The sequence below is a fragment of the Phenylobacterium sp. genome (genome assembly GCF_031181185.1).
In the GTDB taxonomy this organism is placed as follows: domain Bacteria; phylum Pseudomonadota; class Alphaproteobacteria; order Caulobacterales; family Caulobacteraceae; genus Phenylobacterium.
Window position 1 is genome coordinate 1 of the sequence record NZ_JAPSKZ010000337.1, and the last position, 1,605, is coordinate 1,605.

The 1,605-nt window shown below is 70.3% G+C and carries 1 protein-coding gene and 1 pseudogene; both read right to left on the minus strand.

Annotated elements, in window-relative coordinates; genetic code table 11:
• Nucleotides 1–157, minus strand: a pseudogene (locus RIF93_RS20645) (NADH-quinone oxidoreductase subunit H); the annotation flags it as partial.
• 6 nt (nt 158–163) lie between these two features.
• Nucleotides 164–1,605: molybdopterin-dependent oxidoreductase (locus tag RIF93_RS20650; protein WP_309093316.1), on the minus strand; the 1,442-nt coding region annotated here is incomplete at its 5' end.

The following is a 1,605-nucleotide window of genomic DNA, read 5'->3' on the forward strand; positions in this document are numbered from 1 at the left end:
CGACCACGTTGGGGCCTTTCCGCATCTGCACGCCGGCCCAGATCTTCCGGTCGGCCAGCAGCAGGAAGGCCAGCGAGATCAGGATGCCGACGGTGACCAGCAGGATGCCGCCCGCGGTCATCAGGGTCCAGCCGAGAGGGGTGCTCCAGAAGTCCATCAGGCCTTACTCCGCCGCCATGGCGGCCGGGGCGGTCCGCAGGGCGGACAGCTCGGCCATGGTCACGCTGGCGCGCGCGATCGGGTTGTTGAGGTAGGGGTCGCGAACGGTCGAGTGGAAGGCGACGTCCCCCAGCTCGCCCTTCTTGCCAAGCGAGGCCACGTCGAACGGCGCCGGCGCCGGCAGGTAGTCGATGCGGCCGAAAGTCGGGTGGTCCGCCATCAGCTTCGCGCGCAGCTGGTCGATCCTGTCATACGGCAGCGTCTGGCCGACCAGGGCCGACAGGGCGCGCAGGATGGCCCAGTCCTCCTTGGCCTGTCCCTTCGGGAAGACGGCGCGTTCGGCCATCTGCACCCGGCCCTCGGTGTTGACGTAGATGCCCGGCTTCTCGGTGTAGGCGGCGCCCGGCAGGATGACGTCGGCGCCGTGCGCGCCCCGGTCGCCGTGGCTGCCCAGGTAGATCTTGAAGGCCTTGCTCGCCGAGGCGTCGATCTCGTCGGCGCCCAGCAGGAACAGCACGTCCAGCGCGCCCTTCTTCACCATGTCGACGGCCGACAGGCCGCCCTCGCCGGGCGTGAAGCCCATGTCGAGGCCGCCGACCCGCGCCGCCGCGGTGTGCAGCACGTTGAAGCCGTTCCAGCCGTCCTTGACCACGCCGACCTTCTTCGCCAGCGCGCCCAGCGCGCTCAGCGTCGCCGGGCCGGTCTCGCCGACCAGGGCCCCTGCCCCGACAATGATCGCCGGCCGCTCGGCCTTCGACAGGAATTCCATCGCCGCCTTGGGCAGCTTGGCCAGCGTCTTCGAACCGGCCCCCAGCCAGCTGTACTCGACGGTCAGGGCCGCCTGCTCGCCGATCAGGCCGATGGTGGTCTTGCCGGTCAGCCAGGCCTTGCGCAGGCGGGCGTTCAGCAGCGGCGCCTCGGTGCGCGGATTGGCCCCGACGATCAGGATCGCATCCGCCTTCTCGATGCCTTGCAGGCCGGTGTTGAACAGCCAGCCCTCGCGCGGACCATGGCCCAGGGCGGCCCCGTCCTGGCGGCAGTCGGTGTTCGGCGAGCCGAGGGCGCGGAACAGGTCCAGCGCCGCCTTCATCGATTCCGCGTCCTGCAGGTCGCCGGCGATCACGCCGATCTTCTCCGGCTTCGCCGCCTTCAGCTTCGCGGCCACGACCTCCAGCGCCTCTTCCCACGAGGCGGCGCGCAGCTTGCCGTTGTCGCGCACATAGGGACGGTCCAGGCGCTGGCGCTGCAGGCCGTCCACGGCATAGCGGCTGACGTCCGACAGCCACTCCTCGTTCACCGCGTCATTGGTCCGGGGCAGCACGCGCATCACCTCGGGTCCCCGCGCGTCGACGCGGATGTTCGAGCCGACGGCGTCCATCACATCGATGGAGTCGGTCTTCTTCAGCTCCCACGGGCGGTAGTGGAACTGCCACGGGCGGTGGGTCA